Source organism: Pseudomonas morbosilactucae (genome assembly GCF_023241665.1).
GTDB classification, from domain to species: domain Bacteria; phylum Pseudomonadota; class Gammaproteobacteria; order Pseudomonadales; family Pseudomonadaceae; genus Aquipseudomonas; species Aquipseudomonas morbosilactucae.
In genome coordinates, this window is sequence record NZ_JALQCX010000011.1 from 452,126 (window position 1) to 477,553 (window position 25,428).

The 25,428-nt window shown below is 61.1% G+C and carries 22 protein-coding genes and 5 pseudogenes; 10 read left to right on the forward strand and 17 right to left on the reverse strand.

Annotation, left to right across the window (positions count from 1 at the left end; all coding sequences use genetic code 11):
* The first annotated feature begins 128 nt into the window (after positions 1-128).
* The gene (locus M1B35_RS08725) at positions 129-644 is read left to right on the forward strand and encodes a hypothetical protein (protein ID WP_123328526.1); all 516 of its coding nucleotides are present in this window, start codon (positions 129-131) and stop codon (positions 642-644) included.
* 69 nt (positions 645-713) lie between these two features.
* Here the strand turns inward: M1B35_RS08725 and M1B35_RS32175 are convergent.
* From M1B35_RS32175 to M1B35_RS08735, 3 genes and pseudogenes are all read right to left on the reverse strand, one after another.
* Positions 714-1,252: pseudogene (locus M1B35_RS32175) on the reverse strand (methyl-accepting chemotaxis protein).
* 54 nt (positions 1,253-1,306) lie between these two features.
* Positions 1,307-2,032 (reverse strand): annotated as a pseudogene (locus tag M1B35_RS32180) (PAS domain-containing protein); the annotation flags it as partial.
* Positions 2,033-2,534: 502 nt separating this feature from the next.
* Entirely contained in the window at positions 2,535-3,407 is an 873-nt protein-coding gene (locus M1B35_RS08735) for a LysR family transcriptional regulator (protein ID WP_123328528.1), read from the reverse strand.
* A gap of 99 nt (positions 3,408-3,506) precedes the next feature.
* On the opposite strand from M1B35_RS08735, the gene gstA reads away from it, so the two are divergent.
* The 3 genes from gstA to M1B35_RS08750 all read left to right on the forward strand — a co-directional run bounded on the left by gstA (position 3,507) and on the right by M1B35_RS08750 (position 5,707).
* Positions 3,507-4,109, forward strand: coding sequence for a glutathione transferase GstA (gene gstA / locus M1B35_RS08740; protein ID WP_123328529.1), 603 nt, complete (start codon positions 3,507-3,509; stop codon positions 4,107-4,109).
* Positions 4,110-4,384: 275 nt separating this feature from the next.
* Positions 4,385-4,822 carry a GNAT family N-acetyltransferase gene (locus M1B35_RS08745; protein WP_123328530.1) on the forward strand — a complete coding sequence of 146 codons (438 nt, stop codon included), beginning with the start codon at positions 4,385-4,387 and terminating at the stop codon, positions 4,820-4,822.
* Positions 4,823-4,882: 60 nt separating this feature from the next.
* Positions 4,883-5,707 carry a class I SAM-dependent methyltransferase gene (locus M1B35_RS08750; protein WP_268261709.1) on the forward strand — a complete coding sequence of 275 codons (825 nt, stop codon included), beginning with the start codon at positions 4,883-4,885 and terminating at the stop codon, positions 5,705-5,707.
* 13 nt (positions 5,708-5,720) lie between these two features.
* Here the strand turns inward: M1B35_RS08750 and def are convergent, their stop codons facing one another.
* The 3 genes from def to M1B35_RS08765 all read right to left on the reverse strand — a co-directional run bounded on the left by def (position 5,721) and on the right by M1B35_RS08765 (position 7,572).
* On the reverse strand, positions 5,721-6,260 hold the full coding sequence (gene def, locus M1B35_RS08755) for a peptide deformylase (protein ID WP_123328532.1): 540 nt from the start codon (positions 6,258-6,260) through the stop codon (positions 5,721-5,723).
* Positions 6,261-6,262: 2 nt separating this feature from the next.
* Positions 6,263-7,207, reverse strand: coding sequence for a YihY/virulence factor BrkB family protein (locus M1B35_RS08760; RefSeq protein ID WP_123328533.1), 945 nt, complete (start codon positions 7,205-7,207; stop codon positions 6,263-6,265).
* Between the two features lie 173 nt (positions 7,208-7,380).
* On the reverse strand, positions 7,381-7,572 hold the full coding sequence (locus tag M1B35_RS08765; protein WP_123328534.1) for a CsbD family protein: 192 nt from the start codon (positions 7,570-7,572) through the stop codon (positions 7,381-7,383).
* A 198-nt stretch (positions 7,573-7,770) separates the two neighbouring features.
* Here M1B35_RS08765 and M1B35_RS08770 point away from each other — a divergent pair, with 198 nt between their 5' ends.
* Entirely contained in the window at positions 7,771-8,148 is a 378-nt protein-coding gene (locus M1B35_RS08770) for a hypothetical protein (RefSeq protein ID WP_123328535.1), read from the forward strand.
* A 74-nt stretch (positions 8,149-8,222) separates the two neighbouring features.
* On the opposite strand, the pseudogene fadD1 reads toward M1B35_RS08770, so the two are convergent.
* A pseudogene (gene fadD1, locus M1B35_RS08775) lies at positions 8,223-9,910 on the reverse strand (long-chain-fatty-acid--CoA ligase FadD1).
* Between the two features lie 344 nt (positions 9,911-10,254).
* Positions 10,255-11,943: a long-chain-fatty-acid--CoA ligase FadD2 gene (fadD2, locus tag M1B35_RS08780; protein ID WP_268261710.1), complete on the reverse strand. Its 1,689-nt coding sequence runs from the start codon at positions 11,941-11,943 to the stop codon at positions 10,255-10,257.
* A 211-nt stretch (positions 11,944-12,154) separates the two neighbouring features.
* On the opposite strand from fadD2, the gene M1B35_RS08785 reads away from it, so the two are divergent.
* On the forward strand, positions 12,155-13,099 hold the full coding sequence (locus M1B35_RS08785) for an alpha/beta hydrolase (RefSeq protein ID WP_268261711.1): 945 nt from the start codon (positions 12,155-12,157) through the stop codon (positions 13,097-13,099).
* A gap of 54 nt (positions 13,100-13,153) precedes the next feature.
* Positions 13,154-13,624 (forward strand): MaoC family dehydratase, encoded by a 471-nt coding sequence (locus tag M1B35_RS08790; RefSeq protein ID WP_093425453.1) that lies wholly within the window; start codon positions 13,154-13,156, stop codon positions 13,622-13,624.
* A gap of 27 nt (positions 13,625-13,651) precedes the next feature.
* Here the strand turns inward: M1B35_RS08790 and M1B35_RS08795 are convergent.
* The 4 genes and pseudogenes from M1B35_RS08795 to M1B35_RS08810 all read right to left on the reverse strand — a co-directional run bounded on the left by M1B35_RS08795 (position 13,652) and on the right by M1B35_RS08810 (position 17,331).
* Positions 13,652-14,514, reverse strand: a pseudogene (locus M1B35_RS08795) (efflux RND transporter periplasmic adaptor subunit).
* A 10-nt stretch (positions 14,515-14,524) separates the two neighbouring features.
* On the reverse strand, positions 14,525-14,731 hold the full coding sequence (locus M1B35_RS08800) for a DUF1656 domain-containing protein (RefSeq protein WP_123328540.1): 207 nt from the start codon (positions 14,729-14,731) through the stop codon (positions 14,525-14,527).
* Positions 14,718-16,706 carry an FUSC family protein gene (locus M1B35_RS08805; RefSeq protein ID WP_268261712.1) on the reverse strand — a complete coding sequence of 663 codons (1,989 nt, stop codon included), beginning with the start codon at positions 16,704-16,706 and terminating at the stop codon, positions 14,718-14,720. The genes M1B35_RS08800 and M1B35_RS08805 overlap by 14 nt, the downstream gene beginning before the upstream one ends.
* Positions 16,707-16,863: 157 nt before the next feature.
* Entirely contained in the window at positions 16,864-17,331 is a 468-nt protein-coding gene (locus tag M1B35_RS08810) for a ferritin-like domain-containing protein (protein WP_123328542.1), read from the reverse strand.
* A gap of 204 nt (positions 17,332-17,535) precedes the next feature.
* Between M1B35_RS08810 and M1B35_RS08815 the strand changes: the two genes are divergently transcribed.
* Both M1B35_RS08815 and M1B35_RS08820 read left to right on the forward strand, forming a co-directional pair.
* A complete protein-coding gene (locus tag M1B35_RS08815; RefSeq protein WP_123328543.1) occupies positions 17,536-17,772 on the forward strand; it encodes a DUF3820 family protein in 237 nt (78 codons plus the stop codon).
* Between the two features lie 65 nt (positions 17,773-17,837).
* The gene (locus tag M1B35_RS08820; protein WP_268261744.1) at positions 17,838-18,977 is read left to right on the forward strand and encodes an aminotransferase class V-fold PLP-dependent enzyme; all 1,140 of its coding nucleotides are present in this window, start codon (positions 17,838-17,840) and stop codon (positions 18,975-18,977) included.
* A gap of 94 nt (positions 18,978-19,071) precedes the next feature.
* On the opposite strand, the gene M1B35_RS08825 is transcribed toward M1B35_RS08820, so the two are convergent.
* From M1B35_RS08825 to zwf, 3 genes are read right to left on the reverse strand one after another with little or no spacing between them, the layout of a single operon-like run.
* The gene (locus M1B35_RS08825; RefSeq protein WP_123328545.1) at positions 19,072-19,737 is read right to left on the reverse strand and encodes a bifunctional 4-hydroxy-2-oxoglutarate aldolase/2-dehydro-3-deoxy-phosphogluconate aldolase; all 666 of its coding nucleotides are present in this window, start codon (positions 19,735-19,737) and stop codon (positions 19,072-19,074) included.
* Positions 19,738-19,754: 17 nt separating this feature from the next.
* Complete coding sequence (gene pgl / locus M1B35_RS08830; RefSeq protein ID WP_123328546.1) at positions 19,755-20,468, reverse strand: 6-phosphogluconolactonase; 714 nt, start codon at positions 20,466-20,468, stop codon at positions 19,755-19,757.
* On the reverse strand, positions 20,455-21,924 hold the full coding sequence (gene zwf, locus M1B35_RS08835; RefSeq protein WP_123328547.1) for a glucose-6-phosphate dehydrogenase: 1,470 nt from the start codon (positions 21,922-21,924) through the stop codon (positions 20,455-20,457). Before zwf ends, pgl begins: the two co-directional genes overlap by 14 nt.
* 206 nt (positions 21,925-22,130) lie before the next feature.
* Between zwf and M1B35_RS08840 the strand changes: the two genes are divergently transcribed.
* Positions 22,131-22,991 carry a transcriptional regulator HexR gene (locus M1B35_RS08840; protein ID WP_185039093.1) on the forward strand — a complete coding sequence of 287 codons (861 nt, stop codon included), beginning with the start codon at positions 22,131-22,133 and terminating at the stop codon, positions 22,989-22,991.
* 39 nt (positions 22,992-23,030) lie between these two features.
* Here the strand turns inward: M1B35_RS08840 and M1B35_RS08845 are convergent.
* Positions 23,031-23,884: pseudogene (locus M1B35_RS08845) on the reverse strand (D-hexose-6-phosphate mutarotase).
* Between the two features lie 112 nt (positions 23,885-23,996).
* On the reverse strand, positions 23,997-25,346 hold the full coding sequence (locus M1B35_RS08850; protein WP_123328550.1) for a carbohydrate porin: 1,350 nt from the start codon (positions 25,344-25,346) through the stop codon (positions 23,997-23,999).
* Positions 25,347-25,428: the final 82 nt, after the last annotated feature.

Sequence of the window (25,428 nt, forward strand, 5' to 3'; positions counted from 1 at the left end):
AACCTCTCCGCTTGCAGGCAGGCACTTGCAGGGCTCTTGAGCCAAGTCATTGATATTAAAGGCCGCCACATAACGGCACAGAACTTGCTGACTATTCCGGCACAGCTCTCACAGACAGGTGCCCAATCATGTTGGTCAACGCCCAAACGTCCTCCACGGTGCAGAAAAGCCAGCGCTCCGATATGGACCCGACTACCGCAGCCGCCAGCGCTATCTACAGCGGCTTGATGCAAAACGTACAGAATGCGGCGACGTTTCAAGCGTCCCAGGCCGTGCAAAAGGCCAGCAGCACCGTGGACGATAACGTCGAAGCGGCGTTCGCCAAGACTCGCGTGTTGCTGCAAGCCACGCCGCCGGCCACCAGCACGCCAGAAGCCACCACGGCCACGGATGCCTCCGCCACCGCCGAGTTCAAGGAGTACATGAGCAAGTCCCCTGAACAGCGGATGCGCGACCAGATCCTCAAGGAATTGGGGATTACCGAGGAAAGCCTGCAATCCATGTCGCCAGAGCAGCAACTGGCCATCGGCAAGCAGATTGCCGAGCGCATGGAAGACAAGATGAAGCTGGCGCAAGCCGACAAGGATAACGGCACCAGCAGTACCGGCGCCCAGCTTGAAGACAAGTTCCTCGCTTCGCTGTAATAGCGGGCGCAGGACAAAAAGGGTTCCCACTGGGAACCCTTTTTTATGGGCCAAACTGATGCAGCCGAATTATTGCAACTGCAGGGTGGAGTTGAACTGGGCGATGGCTTCCACCACGTGCCGTGAGCCCTGCTGAATCTCCAGGATCACCTCCCCCGCCTCATTGGCCAACTCCACCCCCAGCCCGGTGCGGCTCAGGCTCGACTGCATGCTGGTCACCGCACTCAGGGACAGGTCGTGGTTCCGGCGCACCACATCGACAATCTCCAGGGTCGCCTGGCTGGTACGCGCCGCCAGGCTGCGCACCTCATCGGCCACCACGGCAAACCCGCGACCTTGCTCACCGGCCCGGGCGCCTCGATGGCGGCGTTAAGGGCCAACAGATTGGTCTGGTCAGCGATGCTGCGGATGGTCTGGACAATGCTGCCAATGATGTCCGACTGCTTGCTCACCGCATCAATGCTGACCGCCGCCTCGTTCAGGTCGCGGGAGATTTGCTCGATGATCTGCACCGTCTGCTGCACCACCTGCGAGCCCTTCTGGGCGCAGGCATCGTTCTGCACCGAGGTACTGTGGGCGGACTCGGCGGCGCTCTGCAAGGTGGTCATCTGCTGGGTGATATCGCTGGCGAACTTGACCACCTTGTACAAGCGCCCCTTGGCATCGAACAGGGGGTTGTAGGAGGCCTCGAGGAACACCGTCTGGCCGTATTTGTTTTCTCGCTCGAAGCGGTGGGAGTGGTATTCGCCACGATTGAGGGAGGCCCAGAACGCTCGGTATTCCGCGGACTCCGCTTCGGCGCGGTGGCAGAACATGCTGTGGTGCTGGCCAACGATTTCATTGAGGGCGTAGCCCATGGTCTTGAGGAAGTTGTCATTGGCGCTGATGACCTTGCCTTCGGGCGTGAATTCGATCACTGCCATGGAACGGCCAATGGCATTCAACAGGCTTTGGTTTTCATGTTCGATATGGATGCGCTCAGACACATCCGCGGCCACCTTGATCACACTCCGGACCTGACGATCGGGGCCGAGCACCGGCATGTAGCTGGCTTCGAGCCAGATCTCCTGGCCGCTCTTGCCCAAACGCAGAAAGGTACCGTTGAGGGGTTCGCCACGGGCCAGATCACGCCACAGGGTGCTGTAGGCCTCACTGCGGTAAAACGCCTCTTCGCAGAAAATCCGGTGGTGCTTGCCACGCAACTCCTCGACGGAATACCCCATGGTCTTACAGAAGTTGTCATTGGCATCCAGCACGATGCCATCGGGCGAGAATTCGATCAGTGCCATGGAACGGCTGATGGCCAGTAACTTGGCATTGGCCTCGGTCAGGGCACAGGTAAATCGCTCGATCTCAAGCAGGTCAGCCTTGTGATGTAGATTGAACATGGTTGTATCACCTTCAACGCTGTCTTTTGATTGACGGAAGTTCCGAGTCTTTCAACTGATCCACACAACGTTCCATGAAACATGGCAAGCGCCTCTCTCCAATAAGGAGAAAGTGTCAGGTGATAAATGATGATTAATGGGAGAGTCCATAATGCAACGCTCTTATCAAGCCATCCTTTTCTTGACGAACCGTTAGCCGGTTCAACCTAACTGGGGCAAGTAAGTCCATTTAAGCAACAACTCCCTCATCATCACGGCGCCTTGAATGGCGAACTCTTCAGAGATGTTCAACCTGTCCTTAACGGTTTTGGATAACCCTCTTGAACAGCAAGCAGCAACTAGCTGACCTTGTTTTACTGTTCAAATAATCGGCTACATAAACGGACACAAATGAGCATAGCCAGCCATGGTTGCTATGCAAGGCCATTAATCAGCCATTATTTAAACCCTCAGCAAGACTCGCACCGCCGAGGTCCACTGGCCTGTGCCAACGCGAACTGACTCAGGCTTGCGCCAACATCTCCAGCAGCGCCCGCACCGCCGGTGAGGCCTCACGGCCTGGGGCCGCCACCAGCCCGAACTCACGATGCAGCGGCTCGGCCAGGGGCAGGATGCGCAGGCCCTGGCGACTGTCCGGCAAGGTCATCTCGGGGACCAAGCTGACGCCCACCTGCTCCCGTACCAAGGTGAAGGCACTGCTCCACTCACGCACTTCAACCCGCACATCCGCCAAGCACAAGCCGGCGTCTGCCGCCAGGCTGCGGGCATTCACCGAACAGCCGCCCGTGGCCAGCACAAACGGCTGGGCCACCAACTCCGCCAAGGGCACCGCGCCGTCACCGGCCCGCCGGGCCAAGGGATGACCCAGGGGCAACACCGCGACCCAGGTGTCGCGCCCCAACAGCCCGGCGTTACGCACCGGCGCGGGGTTGAGGACCACGCCCAGGTCCACCAGTTGAGCGCTGAGCAAGGCTTCCACTTCGTCGTCGCTGACCTCCAGGGCCACCACTTGAATGCCCGGATAAAGCTGCTTGAAACGCCGCAACAACGGCGGCAGAAACGCCGCCAGGACCATGGGAAAACTGGCCAGGCGCAAGGTGCCACGCTGGATCTCCCGACTGTTTTCCACACGACTGCGAATGTTCTCCAGCGCGCCGAGCATCAACCGGGCCTGCTCAATCACCTGCAGGCCGATGGCGGTGGGCAGGGTTTGCCGGTTTTCCCGGCTGAACAGCTGCACCTCCAGCATGTCTTCCAGCAGCGCCAAAGCCTGGCTGGCCCCGGACTGGGTCATGCCGACCCGCTCGGCGGCGCGGGTGATATTGCCGCTGTCGGCGATCGCCACCAGCAGCCGCCAATGCATCAGGTTCATCATGCCAGTAGCTGTCCTTATGGCAGTTTTCTGAAAGATTAATTTTACCCAGGACAATGGCCGCCCGGACACTGGCGCGCACCCTTATCAGGAACCTTGCCCATGAAGCTGTATTACGCCCCCCAAGCCTGCTCGCTGGCGCCCCATATCGTGCTGCGCGAACTGGGGTTGGCCTTTGATCCCGTGCGCGTCGATAACCGCAGCAAACTCACCGCCGATGGCCGTGACTTCCTAGCCATCAACCCCAAGGGTTACGTCGCCGCCCTGGAACTGGACAACGGCCAGGTGCTGACCGAGGGCCCGGCGATCCTGCAATACCTGGCGGACCTGCAGCCCAAGGCTGGCCTGGCCCCGGCCAATGGCAGTTGGGAGCGGGTGCGTCTGCAAGAGATGCTGAACTTCATCAGCAGCGAAGTGCATGGGGGCATGGCCTGGCTGTTCAGCACGGCGATTGATGACGCCGTCAAAGCCCTGTTCCGCGAACGGCTGTTCAAGCGCTTCGCCTTGCTTGACCAGACCCTGGTGCGCCAGGACTACCTGCTAGGGGGAAGTTTCGGAGTGGCGGATGCCTATCTGTTCAGCGTGCTGCGCTGGACCGAGGGCTTTGCCATCGACTTGCAGCAATGGCCCGGACTGGAGCGCTTTCAGGTGCGGATTGGTGAACGGCGCTCAGTGCAGGAGGCCTTGGTCCTGGAGCTGAGCTGATTTGATTCGGGGAGAGAAAAGAGGAAGCCCGCCAAGCGGGCTTCGGAGGGAGCGATCAATGACCGAAGACATTCACTTCGACTTTCTTGGCTTTCTTGTCGGCGCGCTTTTCATCGGCGGTCTTGGCCGGTTTCTTTTTCGCGGCTTTCTTGGAATTCATACCTTTGGACATGATGCTCACTCCACTGATGCGGGATAGACGTCAGGTATACCACCTATGGCACCCGGGGGTTCCTTTATAATCCGCCGCCCCCGCTGCCCAACCCGGAACGACCATGCCTCACCTGAACATCGCCCGGCTGACCGACCTTGAGCGCCCACTGCTGAACAAGTTCTACCGCCAGCACGGCTCACCCATGCGCGCTTCCGGCGAGGGGCAACTGTGGGTGGCCAGGCGCGATGAACTGCTGGCCGGCATGAGCCTGACAGCCGTCGCCCAAGGGCATTGGCTGACCGGCCTGTTCGTCGCCCCGCAACACCGTGGCCGGCGACTTGCCGAGCGACTGGTGGCACAGGCCCTCGGCCCGCTCGAAGGACCGGTGTGGCTGTTCTGCCACCCGGACTTGCAAGCGCTGTATCAACGTATGGGGTTTTCCACCTCCCCCTGTTTACCCCAGGCCCTGGCCGACCGACTGGCCCGCTACAGCCGCAGTAAAAGCCTGGTGGCCATGGGTATAGATCCGTTGGTTAGGAGCACCAAAGATATTGGCTGATCGGCCCACGCTAGGCCCGTGCTAGCCTCGCCGGCACTTCGTGACTTATCAGGATGATCCATGAAACCCATGCTTCTGGCGCTGTCCATCGGTGCCCTTATGCTGAGCAATGTGTCTCTAGCCAGCGAATCTGCCCCGGCCCTGACCCGCCAGGAATACGCCAAAGTCCTCGCCGGTTCCTGGCGCGCCCCCGGCAACAGCGACCGGGACGTCTATCGCCACCCCCAACAGACCCTGGAGTTTTTCGGCCTGCAGGCTAACCAGCGGCTGATCGAAATCACCCCGGGCAGCGGTTGGTACAGCGAGTTGCTGGCGCCGCTGCTCAAGCGGCAAGGGCAGTACATTGCCGCTGTGCAAGCGCCGGCCAGCGGTGACTATTACAAAAAATCCGCCGATGGCCTGCGCCAGAAGTTCGCCGCCGACCCAGCCCGCTACGGCCAGGCCGCGTTCGTCGAATTCGATCCCAAGGCCCCGGTGCTCGGCCCGCCCGGCTCGGCCGATCGAGTCCTGACCTTTCGCAATGTGCACAACTGGGTGCTGGCCGACACCGCGCCCAACCTGTTCCAGGCGTTCTTCAAGGTACTCAAGCCAGGAGGCGTGTTGGGTGTGGTGGATCACCGGGCCAAGGACGGTGCGTCCCTGGAAGACATCAAGCACAGCGGCTACCTGACCACCGCGTACGTGGTGAAACTGGCCACCGACGCAGGCTTTGTCCTCGACGGGCAAAGCGAGATCAATGCCAACTCCAAAGACACCAAGGACTACCCCGACGGTGTCTGGACCCTGCCCCCGGCGTTCAAGCTCGGGGAACAGGACAAGGCCAGGTTCCAGGCCATCGGGGAGTCGGATCGCATGACCCTGCGCTTTATCAAGCCCGGGGCTTGAGCGCGTCGCCGGCTCAATCGTCGGCAGCAGGGTCCAGGTCGGGGAACAGCACTTCGGTAAAGCCGAACTTGCTGAAGTCGCTGATGCGCGACGGGTAGAGGCGGCCGATCAGGTGATCGCACTCGTGCTGCACCACCCGGGCATGAAACCCCGAGGCTATTCGCACCACGGGCTCGCCCTTGGGATCAAACCCCTCGTAGCGGATGTGTTCATAACGCTGCACCGCCCCCCGCAGCCCCGGCACCGAGAGACAGCCTTCCCAGCCTTCTTCCAGGATCGGGCTTAGGGGCGTGATCAAGGGGTTGATCAGAATAGTCTGGGGCACCGCTTCGGCGTCCGGGTAACGCTCGCTGTGCTCGAAACCGAAAATCACCAACTGCAGGTCGACGCCGATCTGCGGTGCCGCCAGGCCCACCCCGCCGACGCTTTCCATGGTCTGGAACATATCGTCGATCAGTTGCCACAGCTCCGGGCTGTCGAACATCTCGGGCGGCACCGGTGGTGCGATACGCAACAGGCGCTCGTCACCCATCTTGAGGATTTCACGGATCATGTTCAGGCTTCGTCAGTGGTCGGCTTGAGCGAGTGGTCTCGGCCCAGTCCCGATACGTGGTGTTTGGTTTCATGCTCGGCGGGGTCCTTTTCACCAGGATTCTTGCCCTCGGCCGACATGTGTTCGATCACCGCGTTCATCTCCGCGCCCAGCAGCAGCACCGCCGCGGAAATGTAGAAGTACAGCAACAGCACGATGATCGCGCCGATACTGCCATACATGGCGTTGTAGTCAGAGAAGGTTTTTACGTAATAACCAAAACCCAGGGACGCGATGATCCACACCACCACCGCCAGCACCGAACCCGGGGTGATAAAGCGGAATTCCTGCTTCACATCGGGCATCACGTAATACATCAAGGCCACCGCGATCATCAGCAAGAGCACGATCAGCGGCCAGCGCAGGACGGTCCAGAGCGTCACGATAAAGTCTTCCAGCCCGACCTGCCCTGCCAGCCAGGCCATCACCTGCGGCCCCAGGACCATCAGCCCGGCGGCGACCAGCAACATCCCGGCGATGCCAATGGTGTAGAAAATCGACAGCGGGAAACGCTTCCAGATCGGCCGCGCCTCGACCACGTCGTAAGCGGCGTTCATTGCGCTCATCATCAGGCGCACACCCGCCGAGGCGGTCCACAAGGCAATCACGATACCCACCGACAACAGGCCGCCCTTGGACTGCTGCAATTGGTCGATCACCGGGTTGACCTGCTCCAGGGCCTGGGGCGGCAACACCAACTCCGACTGCAGACGCAGCCAGGTAAAGAAATCCGGCAGATGGAGGAAACCGATCAGGGCAATCAGAAACAGGATGAAGGGGAACAACGAGAACAGCATCTGGTACGCCAGCGCCGAGGCGTAGGTGGACATCTCGTCGTCGACAAACTCCTTGATCGTGCGCAACAGCACGCGATGCAGGGGTAACCCTTTCAAATCCGGAAAAATCATAGCGTCTCCTTTCGCCGCAATAGGTCGTGGTCAGGGGGCGACTCAGAGGCCGTTTTCTACATCAAATTAGCCCAGTTGGCGACTTTGAACCATTTCGGCTGTTTTAGTGCCGCACCTGAATGCAAACGGCCATCCGAGGATGGCGTCGTGCTGCATTCACACCCTCGACACGATCAAGCCTTGTCGACGGTTTTCTTGACCGCGTCCTTGGCTTTGCCAAGGGTTTGCTGGGCCTCACCTTTCTTTTCCTGGATCTTGCCTTCGGTTTGCAGCTTGGTGTTGTCAGTGGCTTTGCCGACACCTTGCTTGATGTTACCGATCGCTTCGTTGGCCAAACCTTTTGCTTTATCCGATGCGCTGCTCATGGTGTTTCTCCGGTGAACAATCATGGGTTCAATGCGTTACCTAAAAACTGACCCTGGGGCGTTGCGCAGAGTTTCAATTATTTTCAGCCGGCGATTTCGTCGCCCACGACAGGTTGGGCTTTATGTTTGCCGGCCAACCCTTGAGAATGCGCAACGTATTCAGGCCGTGTACTGAAGAGCCAATCCCGTAGGAATGTTATGAAACTCGATAAAAAGGCGGCCATTGCCCGCAGAAACCTGGAGCTGGGCGGTGCGGTGCTGGGGCTCAACAACTGCCACTTCGCGGAGTTGAACCGCAACCGCAACATCTGGTGGTTCGACCTGCCAGTCACCCGCCTGGCCATCGGTCAGTACGAATGGGTTCACCTGCTGCTGCACACCCCAAGCAGCGACCAGTTGCTGCACCTGAAGGTGCCGACCCTGTTCCTGCGGGAAAAACTCGAAGGCTTGGTGGTGCGCAATGAAGGCAAACGCAAGGCGGCCCTGAGCCTGGAACTGAGCGCCGACAAGGACTCGTTCCTCACTGACGTCCGCCCGGCCGGCACCGGCGTCAACTTCGCCCAGTTCCAACAGTAAGACTGCAGGGGCCACGACCCCAGCGCCCAACAAAAAGCCCCCGCATGAGCGGGGCTTTTTGTTGGAGGGCGACGTTACTTCTTCAGCCCAAGCTTCTTCAGCTCTTCGTCTCGCAGCTCGCGCCGCAGGATCTTGCCGACGTTGGTGGTCGGTAACGCATCACGGAACTCAACGGCCTTGGGCACTTTGTAGCCGGTGACATTGGCGCGCATGTGCGCCATCACTTCTTCCTTGGTCAGGGTCGCGCCCGGCTTGACCACGATGAAGATCTTGATGGTCTCGCCGGACTTTTCGTCCGGTACACCGATGGCGGCGCACTGCAGCACACCCGGCAACGCCGCCAGCACATCTTCCAGCTCGTTGGGATAGACGTTGAAGCCGGAGACCAGAATCATGTCCTTCTTGCGGTCGACGATACGGATATAGCCATCAGGCTGGATCAGCGCGATATCACCGGTTTTCAACCAGCCTTCGCTGAGCACTTCGTCGGTCGCGTCCTGGCGCTGCCAGTAGCCCTTCATCACTTGTGGGCCCTTGACGCACAGCTCGCCGATCTCACCCAGTGCCTGCTCTTCACCGGCGTCGTTGATCACCCGGCACAAGGTCGAAGGCACGGGAATGCCGATGGTGCCGACCTGGATGTTCTGGATCGGGTTGACCGTGGCCACCGGGCTGGTTTCGGTCATGCCGTAGCCTTCGCAGATCGGGCAGCCGGTCACGGCTTTCCAACGCTCGGCGGCCGCCAGTTGCAGGGCCATGCCGCCGGACAGGGTGACTTTCAAGGCGGAGAAGTCCAGCTTGCGGAACGCTTCGCTGTTGCACAGGGCCACAAACAGGGTGTTGAGGCCGACAAAACCGCTGAACTTCCACTTCGACAGTTCCTTGACCATCGCCGGCAGGTCACGCGGGTTGCTGATCAGGATGTTGTGGTTGCCGATCAACATCATCGCCATGCAATGAAAGGTGAAGGCATAGATGTGGTACAGCGGCAGCGGGGTGATGAGGATTTCACACCCTTCATTGAGGTTGGCCCCCATCAGAGCCTTGCACTGCAACATGTTGGCCACCAGGTTGCGGTGCGTCAGCATCGCGCCCTTGGCCACGCCCGTGGTGCCGCCGGTGTATTGCAGCACGGCAACATCGCCGCTGGCCGGGTTGGCTTCCTTGACCGGCTGGCCCTGGCCCTTGCTCAAAGCATCGTTGAAGCGAATCGCCTGGGGCAGGTGGTAGGCCGGCACCATTTTCTTCACGTACTTGATCACGCTGTTGATCAGCAGGCGCTTGAGCGGCGGCAGCAAGTCCGCCACTTCGGTGACGATCACATGCTTGACGCCGGTCTTGGGCACCACGCCTCGGCCAGGTGGGCCATGTTGGCCAGGCAGACCAGGGCCTTGGCCCCGGAGTCATTGAATTGGTGTTCCATCTCCCGCGCGGTGTACAGCGGGTTGGTGTTGACCACGATCAGGCCGGCGCGGATGGCACCGAAGACAGCGACGGGGTATTGCAGGACGTTGGGCAGTTGCACCGCAATACGATCGCCAGGCTGCAAGTCCGTGTGCTGTTGCAAGTAAGCGGCAAAGGCCCCAGACAGTTCGTACAACTCACCGTAAGTGAGGGTCTTACCGAGGTTGCTAAAGGCCGGCTTATTAGCGAAACGTTGGCAGGACTGCTTCAATACCGCCTGAATATTCGGATACTCATCTGGATTGATATCGGCAGCAATTCCAGCTGGGTACTTATCCTTCCAAAAGTCTTCGATCATGGAAGCCCACTCCTCAGCAACGCGAACTCATCGCCGCATTTGATGCGATTATTATTTGTCTGTGTTTTTTAGAGGTGAATCTGGCGCTTATTCAGGCCGAGACGTCACAAAGCGCGCCGAGAGTAGCAGCTTTGCCAAAGGCCGACTAGAGCCAAATATGGCCCCAACAGTTACTTTTATGACTATATAAAACCACTCAGTCACTTTAAGAGCGAATCATGGTTATTTAAAGGACCCGCTCTGGCTCGCGGCTTTGCGCCCGATTGAATGCATTGCGGGCCAGGCCGTCCCTGCAGTATCCCTGCTGGAACGGGCTGGCCCGCGGTCAAACAGCGGCAGTTTGATCAGGCGATATCGCGCAACTCGCGACGCAGAATCTTGCCCACTGGCGTCATCGGCAGCGAGTCTCGCAACACAATGTGCTTCGGTACTTTGTAACCGGTGAAGTTCTCTTTGCAGTAAGCCTTGAGCTCTTCCAGGCTGACCCCCGCCTCACGGGCCACCACAAACAACTTCACTGCCTCTCCGGAACGCTCGTCCGGCACGCCGATGACCGCGCAGTTGGCGACGTTCGGGTGCGCCATGACCACGTCCTCGATCTCGTTGGGGTACACGTTGAAACCCGAGACGATGATCATGTCCTTCTTGCGGTCGACAATGCGCACGAAACCATCCTCATCGATCACCCCGATATCCCCAGACTTGAACCAGCCTTCGGCATCCAGCACCTCGGCCGTGGCGTCGGCTTTCTGCCAATAGCCCTTCATGATCTGCGGGCCCTTGATGCACAGTTCACCGCGCTCGCCCAAAGGCTGCTCGACGCCCTCATCATTGATCACCTTCAACGTGGTACCCGGCACCGGCATGCCCACCGTGCCCAGGCGCGACTTGTCGCCATAGGGGTTGGTGCAGGCCACCGGCGAGGTTTCGGTCAACCCGTAGCCTTCAGTGATGCGGCAACCGGTCAAGCTCTGCCAGCGCTCGGCGGTGGCCTTGACCAGCGCGGTGCCGCCCGAGTTGGTGAGCTTGAGGTGAGAGAAATCCAGGGTCTTGAACTGCGGATGCTCCATCAGCGCCACGAACAGGGTGTTGAGCCCGAGCAGGGCCGAGAACTGCCATTTGCCCAGTTCCTTGATAAAGCCGCCAATGTCCCGTGGGTTGGTGATCAGCACGTTGTGGTTGCCGGTGACCATCATGCACATGCAGTTCGCGGTGAAGGCATAGATGTGATACAGCGGCAGCGGCGCGATCATCACCTCCTGACCTTCACGCAACAGCGGGTGACCGTCCGGCCCCAACTGCCCCAGGCAGGCCCGAGCCTGTTGCATGTTGGCCACCAGGTTGCCGTGAGTCAGCATCGCGCCCTTGGCCAGGCCAGTGGTGCCACCGGTGTATTGCAGCACGGCGATATCATCGAGGCCGGCCTGGAGCGGCTGGATGCTCTGGCCACGGCCCAGGCGCAGGGCGCTCTTGAAGCCGATGGCCTGGGGCAGTTGATAGGCCGGCACCATCTTCTTGACCTTGTCCACCAGGGTATTGACCAGCCAGCCCTTGGGGCCCGACATCAGGTCGCCCATCTTGGCTTCGATCAGGTACTGGATATCAGTGTCCGCCAGCACTTCCTGGACCTTCTGCCCGAACAGGTTCATGTACACCAAGGCCCGCGCCCCGGAGTCCTTGAACTGGTGGCGCATCTCCCGGGGGGTGTACAGCGGGTTGGTGTTGACCACGATCAGCCCGGCGCGCAGGGCGCCAAACACGGCGATCGGGTAATGCAGGACGTTGGGCATCTGCACCGCAATGCGATCGCCCGGAGCCAGGTCAGTGTGGTTTTGCAGGTAGCCGGCGAACGCCGCGCTGTAGCGTTCCAGTTCGGCGTAAGTGAGGGTCACCCCCATATTGCTGAAGGCCGGGCGGTCGGCGAATTTCTTGCAGGAACGTTCGAACACCTCGATCACCGACTTGTAGGCCCCCAGGTCAATATCGTGGGGCACGCCGGCCGGGCGCTTATCATTCCAGAAATCAGGTTGCATTATTCTTGTCCTCTTTACCTGAGCGGTCCGAGCCACCTCTGTAACGCTGCCAGAGGCGGGGCTCTCCGGACGTTAGCAGCTATAGCGATTCAGGCAAATATAAGGGCCAGCTTCATAGATTCCGTGAATCTCGCTTCCCAGCCGCTCGCGAATCGGACGGCCCAGTGGGGATGAGCTATACAATGCAGCGTCTGCGAGTAAAGGAACCGCCATGATCCACGATACTTTCTGGCTCACCCTGAACGACCACAGCCGCCTCTACGTCAACCAGTGGTTGCCCGAGGGCCCGCTCAAGGCCTTGATCCTGCTGTCCCACGGCATGGCCGAGCACAGCGGTCGCTATCAACGGCTGGCGTCGGCGCTCTGTGCCGAAGGTTATGGCGTGTACGCAGCGGACCAGCGCGGCCATGGCCAGAGCGCTGCCCAAGGGGTCCTTGGCCACTACGCGGACCAGGGCGGCTGGAGCAAAGTGGTCGGCGACCTGGCCAGCCTCAACCAGCACATCGGCCAGCAGCACCCGGGGGTTCCCATGGTGCTGCTGGGCCACAGCATGGGCAGCTACATCGCCCAGGCCTACCTGCTGCACCACAGCGCCAGCCTGTTCGGGGCGATTCTCAGCGGCTCCAACTTCCAGCCGGTGGCGCTGTACCGCGCCGCCAGCCTGATCGCCCGCTTCGAACGCCGGCGCCAGGGCCCACAGGGGCGCAGTGCACTGATCGACTGGCTGTCCTTCGGCTCCTTCAACAAAGCCTTCAAACCCAACCGCACGCGCTTCGACTGGCTGAGCCGCGACCCGGACGAAGTGGACAAGTACGTCAATGACCCGCTGTGCGGCTTTCGCTGCACCAACCAGTTGTGGATCGACCTCTTGGGCGGCCTGCAGCAAATCAGTAAACCGGCCAACCTGGCACAGATCGACCCGGGCCTGCCGTTACTGATCATGGGCGGTGAATGTGATCCGGTGAGCAATGGCACGCGTCTCAAGGATCTGGCCGACGCCTTGCGTCAGGCCGGCAGCCAGTGCCTGCAATTGAATATCTACCCTCAGGCGCGCCACGAACTGTTCAATGAAAGCAATCGAGAGGCGGTGACGGCCGATATCCTGGCCTGGCTGGAACAGGCGCTGGAGCACCGCAGGCCCGCCCGATCAGAATAATAATAACGTTTATAATCAGTACTTTACCGTGATTACACAGAGGATTTCAGCGAGATGACCCAGGTTACCAACACCCCTTACGAAGCCCTCGAAGTGGGCCAGACCGCCAGCTACAGCAAGACCGTGGAAGAACGCGATATCCAGCTGTTTGCCGCCATGTCCGGCGACCACAACCCCGTGCACCTGGACCCCGAGTTCGCCGCCGCCAGCATGTTCAAGGAGCGCATCGCCCACGGCATGTTCAGTGGCGCGCTGATCAGTGCCGCCGTGGCCTGCGAACTGCCTGGGCCGGGCACCATCTACCTGGGCCAGCAAATGAGCTTCCAGAAACCGGTGAAGATCGGCGACACCTTGACCGTGCGCCTGGAAATCCTCGAAAAGCTGCCGAAATTCCGCGTACGCATCGCCACCCGCGTCTTCAACCAGCGCGACGAACTGGTGGTGGACGGCGAAGCCGAGATCCTCGCCCCACGCAAACAACAGACCGTGACCCTGCCGACCTTGCCCGCCATCAGCATCGGTTGAGCGTGCCGGAGCCGGCTTTCCGGCTCCTCAGCGATCGCCTTCCTGGACCTGCACGCTGGCGGTCATGCCGGCGCTCAGGTTGACCCCTTCCGGTACCTTGTCGAGCTGGATCCGCACCGGAATCCGCTGAGCCAGGCGCACCCAGTTGAAGGTCGGTTCGACGTCCGCCAGCAGCTGCCCGTCCGGGGTGGCGTTGCGATCGGTGATGCCGCGGCTGATGCTCTCCACATGACCTTCCAGGGCCTCGCCGGCACTCATCAGCCAGACCTTCACCGGGTCGCCGACGCGGATCCGCGGCAGCTTGGTCTCCTCGAAATACGCCTGCACGTAGAAGGTCGAATCATCGATCAAGGCCATCACCGGCTGCCCGCGTTCACGTAGTTGCCTTCGGCCAGACGCAGGTTGGTGATATGCCCGCTACGGGGCGCATGCACTTGGCTGCGAGCCAGGTTGAGTGCGGCGACCTTGGCTTCGGCCTGGGCCTCGCGCAATTCCCCACGGGCGATGCCGGCGTTGATCTGGGCGTTCTCACGCAGCTCCGCACTGATGGCCTGTGGGCCCAGGCTGGCGCGACGGCTGGCCTCATGCTCACGCAGGCTGAGTTGCTGCTGCCGGGTCTGGACCACCGCCTGGGCTTTATCCAGCGCCGCTTCAAAACGGTCGCGGTCAATGCTCAGCAACAGCTCGCCGGCCTTGACCTGCTGGTTGTCCCGGGCCTTGAGCTCACGCACCCAGCCGGACACATCCGGGGCGACCACCACCACGTCAGCGCGAATTCGCGCATCCCGGGTCCAGGGCGTGAGCATGTAGTACTGCCACAGATGGAAGCCGGCAAACACCGCTACAGCCACCAGGCACAGGGTAAAGGCGACACGAACAGGTGTGCGCATGAATCACTCCTTATAAAGGACCGAGCACCACGGTGATCACGGTCAAAACACAGACATACAACGCACAATCGAACAACGCTTCGTGCCAGATCCAGCGCCCCAGGGGCGTGACACGCAACAGCAGGCGCAGGCCCATGGTCAGCACCAACGCCAGTAACACATCAATCAGAAACGGGCTGAGCAACACCCCGCCCAACGACCACTCACGCAACCCCATGACCTTCCTCCTGCTGCCGGCACCAGCGGCGCCAGCTGTTTTGCAATTGCACCACGGCGCCCAGGGCCAGCTTCAGCGCATCGCTGGGCGGCAACTGCTCCAGGGCCTGGAGCAAGTCGGCCGATGCCCGTTGCAGGTCATCCTCGCGATTGGCTGCCGGGCCTTGCTCAAGAACCTGTTCCAGGTGTTCGAAATACGCCCGTTGCTCAACGCTGAGGGGCACCTGGGCCACCGCCAGGCTCAAGCGCAGGTGCAGTAACTCATCGCCAATGTCCAACCCGAGCAAACCGTCGTCCCAGCGACTGCGGGCCTGCTCCGGCAGCTCCGGGTAATGCCGCGCCAGTTGCAGCAGCCGATCGGCCATGCGCCCACCGAACCAGCTTTCAGCGCCCCGCAGGTTACGGCGGGTCAGGCGCACCAGATCATGCAGGGTCGCCGCCAGCAGGCGCCGCCCATGCCAGGCCGGGTCCCGCAGGATCAAGAGGTTGAAGGCCAGGACCGCCGCGCCCACCCCGAGCACCATGGCCTGGGCGTTATTGAAGAAACTGGCGACATCGAACGTCATGTGGTTCTGCGGCGAAATCAGCACCACAAAGTGCAGGCAGAACGAGGTCGCCGTGGCGCCGGTCTGCGGCTTGGCCATGCCCAGGGCACCAAAGAACAGCGGCACGCCCAAGGCCATGGCCAACAGGGCAAAGCCGCTCCACTGCGGCAATAGAATCTGCCCCACGACAAACGCCACCGGCACCGCCAGGAAGATCCCGCGCATAAAGCTCATGCCGATCTGCGCCCCGTTTTCCCGGCTGGCAAACAGGCTGCACACCACGCACGTGAGCAACATCGCCCCCGAAGCGGCCGGCCAGGCGGTGGCCATCCAGAAGCTCGCCACAGTCAGAAAGGCCAAGGCACTGCGCGCACCAAACACCAACGCCAGGGACAGGTCCCGATGAGGCGCCAGGGTTGTCGGTTGCTCTGCCGGCGAGTAGCCCTGCTCCACGGCCTGCAAGGCATTGCCGGCGGCCATGGCGGTGTCCAGCAACAGGGCGAAACGCGCCAGGCAGTAACTTTGCGCCGAGCTGATCTGCGGCTCATGGGACGCATCCAGCAAGCGCAGGCGCAGCAACTGCAGGGTGGCTGGATCTGCGGTGGTCAGGGCCTCTTGCACCTCGTCCATCCAGGGCTGCAATTGAGCGGCCTGGGCCTCGTCCAGTTGCTTCCATTGGCGCCGCACAGAACGCGAGATGCGCAGCAGCATCAGCAACTTCTGGCTCAGGCCACTGATGCCCCGGGCCCGCTGACGCCCCTGGCGCCCTTCGAACCAGGCGTGCTCACGCTGGGCGTCCACGGCCACAATACGCCCGAGGATTTCCAGCAAGCCCTGGCGCGCCTGGGCATCACCAGCCAAGGTCGCCCGTGCCGCCTGCAAACCGCTGAGCCAGGCGCTGCGGGCCTGAGCGGACAACTGACGCTCAACATGCATCGGCCAAAGCAAGGCACTGCTGGCCGTGGCGCAAATGATTCCAAGGGAGATTTCCGTGCAGCGGGCCACCGCCTGATCGAACACATTCAGCGGGTGACTGATGGCCGGCAACGCAATAATCGCCACGGTGTAGCCGGCCAACACAAAGGAATAGGACCAGGCACTGCGCAACAGCGTGGAGCTGGCGGTGCACAGCCCCAGCCAAAGGGCCAGGGCCAACAGGAACAGCCAAGGGGTCTGGGCGAACAGCCCCATGAACAGCACCGACATCAAGGTGCCGACCAAGGTACCCAATAAGCGGGCCAGGCCTTTTTGCAGGACCATGCCCGACAACGGCTGGGCAACGATGATCGAGGTCATCAAGGCCCAGGCCGGCTGCTCCAGGCCCCAACGCAAGGCCAGCCACAAGGCCGCGCCACCACCGAGCACGGTCTTGATCGCAAACTGCACGGCAGCCAGGTTGGGCGCAAGCAACGCCTGCAAAGTGATACGCACGAAGAGCACCTTGGGAAGGACAGAATAACCATAGTCGGAACGCGCCGAGAGGCGGCACGAACTAATTATTAGCTAGCTAACTATTTGCCGTCCAGCGCTAAATGACAGGCACAAAAAAACGCCAGACTGGCTGGCGTTTTTGACAGGCTTTTAGTGCTTAAGCGCGAGCACGAGCCTGGTTGCGCAGGGCTTTGACCTGATCGTGGTTACGCTGCACACCGTGGAACTGACGCTCCACCAAGTCGCGAATACCCACCAGGTTATGCTTGTTGATTTTTTCCAGGGCGTCTTTGTAAGCCTTCAGGGCATGGTCTTCGCCACGCTCGGCTTCATTGAGCACGGCTTCTTCATCCTTGCCGGTCACCAAGGACTTCAGATCGACCCAACGACGGTGCAGGTCGCCGCTGATGCTGGTGGTGGTTTCCGGATCGCCGCCCATGGAGCGCACGGCGGTTTGCAGTTCAGCGGCCGCTGTGGCGCAGTCTGCCGCACGTTTGACGAACAGCGCCTTGAGCTCAGGGTGCTTGATGTCTTCGGCGCAGGTCTTGAAACCTTCCTGGCCGTCTTTGCTGGTTTCGATCAGATCGTTGAGGACCGAAATCGCTTCTTTATTCAAGTCAGTCATTTTTCAATTCCTTTCAGGGTGGAGAGTTGCAATAGGTATTGCACCCGCCGTGCCAGGCTGGAATCGATTATTTATTCCTTATTTATCAATAACTTATATTTTAAGCAAAAATCTGTATCCGCGTTATTTGCATGATCTGTCATTTGGCCTGCATGCAGAATGCCTGTATTTTCCAAAACGTTTGCCCTCACCCGACGTTGTGCCATGAACCCTGAAAAGCTTGAACTCCTGATCACCCGTGAAATGCCCTTCGGCAAATACAAAGGCCGCATCCTCGCCGACTTGCCCGGGCCATACCTCAACTGGTTCGCCCGCGAAGGTTTCCCCAAGGGCGAACTCGGCGGTTTGCTGGCCCTGATGCAAGAAATCGATCACAACGGCCTCTCCGACCTGCTGGACCCGCTGCGGGCCAAACACGGCAAGCCCAAACCCCGCCACTGACCCAGAGCCCTCCCATGCCACCGAGCCCTGCTGCCCTCGCCCGCGATGAAACCTATTAGCAAGGCATTGCCCGGGGTTACGACCTGGAACCCGGCCCGATCAACCTGGAGAACGGCTACTTCGGGCGCATGAGCCGCCAGGTGCTGGAGCGCTACCAACACAATATTCAATGGGTCAACCGCAGCAACTCGGTGCTGGTGCGCCAGCGCTTCGAACAGGGCGAGGCCGAGCAGATCCGCCACCAACTGGCCGAGCTGATGGGGGTGTTGGACAACGCCGTGGCGCTGACCCGCTGCGCCTCCGACGCCCTGCAATCCCTGATCCGCAACTACAACCGCCTGCAACCCGGGGACCAGGTGCTGCTCAGCGACCTGGAATACGACACGGTGAAAAGCGCAGTGCGCTGGCTGGCGCGCTATCGCGGCGTGGAAGTGATCGAAATCACCCTGCCCCACCCTGCCAGTTTTGACAGCCTTGTTGACGCCTACACCCAGGCCTTCAAGGCCCATCCACGCCTGAAATTAATGGCCCTGACCTACGTCACCCACCGCAGCGGCCTGGTGATGCCCGTGCAAGCCATCGCCCAAATGGCCCGGGAACACGGGGTCGATGTGATTCTCGACGGCGCCCACGCCCTTGGGCAGATCGAGTTCGACCTGGAACAACTGGGCATCGCCTTCGCCGGCTTTAACCTGCACAAATGGCTGGGAGCGCCTCTGAGCCTGGGGTTTATCTACATCCATCCGCAGCGCTTGGCGGACATCGACCCGGACATGGGCGAGTTCCATTTCACAGAACAGGACGTGCGTTCGCGCACGCCCTACAGCACCCCGAATATTCCGGCGCTGATGACCCTGCCCCTGGTGTTTGAGGAACACCGCGCCATGGGCGGCTCAGCGGTCAAGGGCGCACGCTTGAATTACCTGCGTGACAGCTGGGTCAGCGCGGTCCGGGGCTTACCGGGCATCGAGGTGTTGACTCCGGATGACCCGCGTCTGTACTGCGGCATCACGGCGCTGCGCTTCACCCGTCAGGCAGACCAGCAGTGGATGGTCCTGCGCCTGCTGGAGGATTACCAGTTGTTCACCGTGGCCCGCAGCGGCGCCGCGTTCGGGCCCTGTATTCGCATCACCCCGGGGCTGGTCACGCCCCTGGAGCACATCGCGCAACTGATCCGGGCATTGCAGGCGCTGGCAGCCGAATAGGCAGCGCAACACTTTTCTCCAGGCAAAAAAAAACGTGCACCGACCAAGCGCACCGTAAAGCCGTAGAACACACCAACGAAATCGGGTTAAAGCATCAATCCAGCAGGGCCAGCGCCTCGGCGGTGCACTCCTGGATGCGGGCCCAGTCGCCGTTCTTGATCCACTCCGGATCGAGCATCCAGCTACCGCCCACGCACATCACATTCTTCAAGGCCATGTAGCTCTTGATGTTGCCCGGGCCAACGCCGCCGGTCGGGCAGAATTTCACCTCACCGAACGGGCCGCCCAACGCCTTGATCGCCGCCACGCCGCCACTGACTTCCGCCGGGAACAGCTTGAAGCGGCGATAACCCAAGGCGTAGCCCTCCATGATGCCGGAGGCGTTGCTGATGCCCGGCAACAGCGGGATCGAGCTGTCGACGCTGGCTTGCAGCAGGTCACGGGTAATGCCGGGCGTGACGATGAATTGCGAACCGGCCGCTTCGGCTGCGGCCAGCATGCTGCGATCCAGCACGGTGCCGGCACCAGTGACCAGTTCCGGACGCTGCTCACGCAGGATCTGGATGGCCTTGAGGCCGTACTGCGAACGCAGGGTCACTTCCAGGGCGGTCAAGCCGCCGGCAGCCAGAGCGTCGGCCAGAGGCAGCACGTCCTGTTCGCGGGCGATGGTGATGACCGGAAGAATCCGCGCCTTGGCGCAGAGGCTATCGATCAGGGCAACTTTGTCCGCCATGGAAACGGTCGGGCTTGGGTTTGTCATAGCGGCTGATCCTTGGCTCATGGGCACCAGTAAATCTCTAACGGAGGTTGCAAAAAGGCACGCACCGGCATGGCGGCGACATCGTCGTCAGCCAAAGCGGCACTCAGGGTGGTCAATTTGGATTGACCGGCAATCGACAGCACGCTGAGCCTGGCCGAAGCCAGCAGCGCACGGCTCATGGTCAAGCGTTGATGGGGCACGCTCGGCGCCAGCATCGGCCAGCAACGGCGGGTGCCGGCAACATCCAGCGCCTCCGCCAGGTTCGGGCTGTTGGGGAACAGGGACGCGGTGTGGCCGTCGTCGCCCATGCCCAGCACCAGCACGTCGATACCGGGCAGTTCAGCCAACAGGCGATCAGCCTGCTGCGCCGCTTGGTCAAGGTTCGCTGCCGGGCTGTAGAGGCTGAGGAACTGGGCCTTGGCCGCCGCGCCCTGGAGCAGATAACGCTTGAGCAGGCCGGCATTGCTGTCCGCGTGCTCCACCGGGACCCAGCGCTCGTCGGCCAAGGTCACGACGACGTTTGCCCAGTCCAGGTCCTGCTTGGCCAGGCTCTGGAAGAAGGCCACCGGGCTGCGGCCGCCGGACACCACCAGGGTCGCGGTGCCGCGCGCAGCAATGGCCTGGCGCAGTTGTTCGGCCACGTTCAGCGCCAGGCCTTCGGCCAACAGCGTCGGGCTGCGGAACTCGTGGGCGCGTACGCCCGCGGGCAGTTGCAATTCAGATATCGCCATACCAAGACCTCCCATCCCGCGTGATCAGTGCAATGGAGCTCATCGGCCCCCAGGACCCGGCCGCATAGGGCTTGGGTGCATCACCGGACTTCTTCCACCCGGCGATCAACTGGTCACACCACTTCCACGCGGCTTCGATTTCATCTTTACGGACAAACAGGTTCTGATTGCCGCGCATCACTTCCAGCAACAACCGCTCGTAGGCGTCGGGGATCCGCGCACTGCGATAGGTATCGGAAAAATTCAGCTGCAACGGTCCGCTGCGCAGCTGCATGCCCTTGTCCAGGCCTTGTTCCTTGGTCATCACCCGCAGGGAAATACCTTCGTCCGGTTGCAGGCGGATGATCAGCTTGTTGCTGATCTGCAGGCGCTGCTCGGGGGCGAAGATGTAGTGCGACGGTTCCTTGAAGTGGATGACGATCTGCGACAGCTTCTGCGGCATGCGTTTGCCGGTGCGCAGGTAGAACGGCACCCCGGCCCAACGCCAGTTGCGGATATCGGCCCGCAGGGCAACGAAGGTTTCGGTGTCGCTCTGGGTGTTGGAGTTTTCTTCCTCCAGGTACCCGGGCACCGATTTGCCTTCGCTGTGGCCGGCGATGTACTGGCCGCGCACCACTTGGGTGGTCAGGCCTTCCGGGCTGATGGGCGCCAGGGCCTTGAGCACCTTGACCTTCTCATCGCGGATGCTATCGGCGGACAGGTCCGCTGGCGGGTCCATGGCGATCAGGCAAAGCAGTTGCAGCAGGTGGTTCTGGATCATGTCCCGCAGCTGGCCGGCCTTGTCGAAGTAGCCCCAGCGGCCTTCGATGCCGACCTTCTCGGCCACGGTGATTTCCACGTGGGAGATGTAGTTCTGGTTCCACTGGGTTTCGAACAGGCTGTTGGCGAAACGCAGGGCGATCAGGTTCTGCACCGTCTCTTTGCCCAGGTAGTGGTCGATGCGGTAGATGCGGTTTTCCGGGAAGAACTGCGCCACCGCGTCGTTGACCTTGCGCGACGAGTCCAGGTCCGAGCCGATGGGTTTTTCCAGCACCACACGGGTGTGTTCGTTCAGGCCAACCTTCGACAGGTTCTCGCAGATGGCGCCGTACACCGCCGCCGGGGTGGCGAAATAGGCGATCAGGCGCTGCGCGCTGCCGGCACGTTCGGCCAGGGCCACGTAGTCATCGGCCTTGAGGAAGTCCACATGCAGGTAGCTCAGGCGTGCTAGGAAACGCTCCAGCACTTGGGCATCAATGTCCTTTGCGCCCAGGTAACGCCGCAGCTCAGCCTCGATAAACGCCAGGTGCTGCTGCTCGCTGCCCGCTTCACGGGCCAGGGCAAGAATGCGCGTGTCCTCATGCAGCAGACCGGCACCGTCGAGTTGATACAGGGCAGGAAAGAGTTTGCGAAGCGCCAGATCCCCCAGCGCGCCGAACAAGGCAAAGGTGCAGGGTTCAACCGTTATCGAAGGCATGATGTTTGTTCTTTTATCAAGTTAAGCTACAAATACCTTTTTTCAAGGCATCACTCAAGGGAAAATGTAGTAATAAACACAACATTTTCTCAAAATGCAGATTGCGTGTGGTGGTCAGTCAAGGCCATCAGTAGGATAGGCCACCGCCACGGGCCGCTTCAAAGGCCCTATTTGCATAGCCGATCTAAGGAACATATATGGACCGCGTGCGAAACCTCCTGGAACAGATCCAGAGCCGCCTTGAAGATTTGAACAAGGCCGAACGTAAAGTCGCCGAGGTCATCCTGCTCAACCCGCAGCAGGCGACCCGCTTCAGCATCGCCGCGCTGGCCCAGGCCGCCTCGGTCAGCGAACCGACCGTGAACCGCTTCTGCCGCTCGTTCGGCGTCAGCGGCTACCCGGAACTCAAGTTGCAGTTGGCCCAGAGCCTGGCCAGCGGCGCCGCGTACGTCAGCCGCGCCGTAGAGGCCGACGACAACCCCGAAGCCTACACGCAAAAAATCTTCGGCAGTGCCATCGCCTCCCTGGACAGCGCCTGCCAGGCCCTGGACCCGAATCTGATCAGCAAGGCCGTCGATCTGTTGATCCAGGCCCGGCAAATCCACTTCTTCGGCCTCGGTGCCTCGGCCCCGGTGGCAATGGATGCGTTGCACAAGTTTTTCCGCTTCAACCTGGCGGTGACGGCCCATGCCGACGTGCTGATGCAGCGCATGATCGCCTCGGTGGCCCACACCGGCGAATTGTTCGTGATCATTTCCTACACCGGCCGCACCCGCGAACTGGTGGAGGTGGCGCGCATTGCCCGGGAAAACGGCGCTTCGGTACTGGGGCTGACGGCGGAAAACTCGCCACTGGCCAAGGCCAGCACCCTGAGCCTGAACATTCCGTTGCCCGAAGACACTGACATCTATATGCCGATGACGTCGCGGATCATCCAGCTCACCGTGCTCGACGTGTTGGCCACCGGCATGACCCTGCGCCGTGGCGTGGACTTCCAGCCGCACCTGCGCAAGATCAAGGAAAGCCTCAACGCCAGCCGCTATCCGGTGGGCGACGAGTTCAACTGAGTCGAGCCCATCGCCGGCCAGCCGGCTCCCACAGGGAGCCTAGGCCACCGCCCGCGCCTGCAGGCTCAAGTGCGCCTGCTCCCCGGGGGCCAGGCACAGGCTGTCAGTGCCGCCGCTGGCAGCCTCGACACAGACAAAGCCTGACACCTCGTTCCAGCTCACCCCCAGCAACGGCCGATGGCCTGGGTGCCAGACCACGGTGTCGCCGCACTCCCCGGTATCGATGTGCAGCTCACGCTGCCAGGCGCTGTCCTTGAGCTGCAATTCGCCCTCGTGCTGGAACACCCGCTGACACCCGCCCTCCACTCGCAACTCGCCTTTCTGCTGGCAAGCCTGGCGGTTCAACTGGTCGTAACCCTGCGCACCGTCGAGCCCAGACAGCGCTACCTCACCAACGTCACCAATACGCCAGTAAGCGTGCAAAGCCTGGCTCAATTGGCAAGGTTCGCTGTCTTGATGCTCAGTGCTCAGGCGCAGATCCATGGTTTCCCCCAGGTGCGCATGCAAGTCGACCTTCCAGTCGCACAACTGCAACTGCCAGTGCAGGCGCACGCCATCGTCGTCACTGCTGCTGTCCAGAAGCTTCCAGTCGATCAGCCGCGCCCACCCGTGGGACGGCCAGGCATTTTCGCTGGGATGGCGGCCGTACCAGGGCCAGCACACCGGCACCCCGCCACGGATCGCCCCGACTTGCGGCCACTTGGCCGCGCACCACAACCAGGGTTTCTGGCCGGCGGCTGGAAATGCAGCAATTGCGCGCCCTGGCGACTGAACACCGCCTGGCACAGGGGATGGTCGATCACCAGGACGTCGCGCAGTTGATAGCGCTCCCAGGCAAACACCGGGCGCTCGCGCAAGGATTTGAAAAAGCGTTGTAGCGGATGCTCGTGCATGTGCCGCAGTCCTGAACTCATGAACCCGAGGAGGCGCCGCCCTCAAAAAAAAGCGGACAGCCTGGGCCGTCCGCGAAATGCGCACATAGAGAGGGAGCTTATCGCAAGCGCGTTAGAACACCGACTGAATTTTCAGGCCGGCGACCAGCGCGTTGTCGACTTGGTCCACACCACCCGGATGGGTGATGTATTGCAGGTTGGGACGCACGGTCAGCCAGTTGGTGACGTGGAAGCCGTAGTTGATTTCGTAGTTGTACTCGGTGTCACGCACCGGCGAGAACGCCAGGTCATCGTAGTCCGTCACACCTGCAGCGGCGTTGGCCAGCTCGGTGTTTTTCTTCACGTCATCGTTGACATGGATGCGCGAGAAACCGATGCCGACGTCGTCTTTTGGACGGGCGTCGAATGGCCCCTTGTACACAAACATCAGCGACTGATAGTTGTCGACGAAGTTGGTGTCCTTGTCGTGGAACGTCGCGTTGGCGGCGATGTTCAGACCACGGGAAGCGTCGCCATTGTGGGTGGTGAGTTGCTGTTGCAGAACACCCCAGTAACCGCTCTTGCTGTTGCGTACGCGGTAGGCATTACCGGTGGTCGCAGCGTCAGCGCCGTTGACGTCTTCGCGAACATCATTGGCGTCGGCCGTGCTCTTGTAGTAACCCACACGGTATTCGCCCGGCAAGCCATTGAGCTTCGGCGACCAGACCAATTCAACCGGCAACACGGTGCCTTTGGTGCCGCTGCCGCTGAGTTTGAAACCGTTGCCGTGTTCCAGTTGCGACGGGTTCTGGTTGTACGCACCGATCTGCGCATACAACTCAGGCGTGATGTTGTACTTCACGCGCAACGCCGCCTGCATGACCGGCCAGTTGTACCAAATGCCAGTCGCCCAGTTACCCGCCTGGGAACCGCAGAAGGCCAGGTTCTGGAACTCGCAAGGGAAGGTGTTGAAGTCTTCGCCTTCGCCGAAATAACCGGCCTTGACGTCCAGCTTGCCGTCGAGGAACTGATGCTGCACCCACAGTTGGGTCAGACGCACCATGTGGCCACGGCCGTAGACTTCCTGGGACGAGCTCAGGGTGCCGGCACGCGGGTCGCCAACGCGGTCGTTGGAGATGTTCTGACCGTTACGGTTGGTCAGCTGGATCTTGGCCTGGGTGTTATCCCAGCCCCAGAGCTTTTGCAGGTCCAGCGCCACGCCCAAGCCAAACTGGTCGGCATAACGCGCGGTCTTGTCGTTGTTGTAGCCGCCGTGCAGGTTGCTCCCCACCTCACCGACGTAGTCGGCCTTGATGTCGATACCCTGCTCGATCAGCTTGGTACGCTCGCCACCCCAGTCGCCGGTCATCCACTTGGAGTCGGCACTGAACGCCTCGTCCGCCATCGCGTTGGCCGACAGAACCAGTGCGGCTACCGCTGACAGCTGGCAGAGCAAGCGTGTGTTGGTGTGTTTCTTTGTCATCCCTACATCCTCGTCTTTATTGTTATTAACTGTTTTTATCTAACGCGGTTTACAGCGATTGCGACGGATGACAGGCCACCCG